Annotated in this window: 1 pseudogene; it reads left to right on the top strand. The window is 68.5% G+C overall.

The annotated features are described in order from the left end of the window. A pseudogene (locus tag HWY05_RS37985) lies at nt 1-435 on the top strand (hypothetical protein); the annotation flags it as partial.

Here is a 435-nt window from a genome sequence, read left to right as displayed (position 1 = left end):
GCGGCAGCATCAATACGACGGCCGACGGCAAGCTGGTGCTGCAGGCGCCGGCCGGCAGCCAGCGGCTGCGCCTGCACGTCGAGGCGCTGACCGGCGAGACGCCGCTCTCGGCGATCGGCCACGACGATCTGTTCGAGGCCTCGGTGGGCGCCGATCCGGTCAGCCAGGAGGTGGTCGAGTTCCTGAGCTTCAACGACAAGCTGCTGGCCGGCTCCTGGCAATACGACACCTACTTCGGCCGCGACACGCTGATCTCGGTGCAGATGCTGATGCCGGTGCTCAAGGCGCCGGCCATCGAGGCCGGCCTGCGCTCGGTGCTGAACCGGCTCTCGCCGGACGGCAAGGTGGCGCACGAGGAGGGCATCGGCGAATTCGCGCTGATCGACAACGCGAAGAACGGCCGGCCCAACGATGCGACGCCCACCTACGACTACA

Origin of the sequence: Paraburkholderia sp. BCC1876 (genome assembly GCF_902833695.1) — a bacterium.
Taxonomy (GTDB): domain Bacteria; phylum Pseudomonadota; class Gammaproteobacteria; order Burkholderiales; family Burkholderiaceae; genus Paraburkholderia.
Note: the sequence above shows the minus strand (reverse complement) of the source record. Positions and strands in the feature narration are given on the sequence as shown.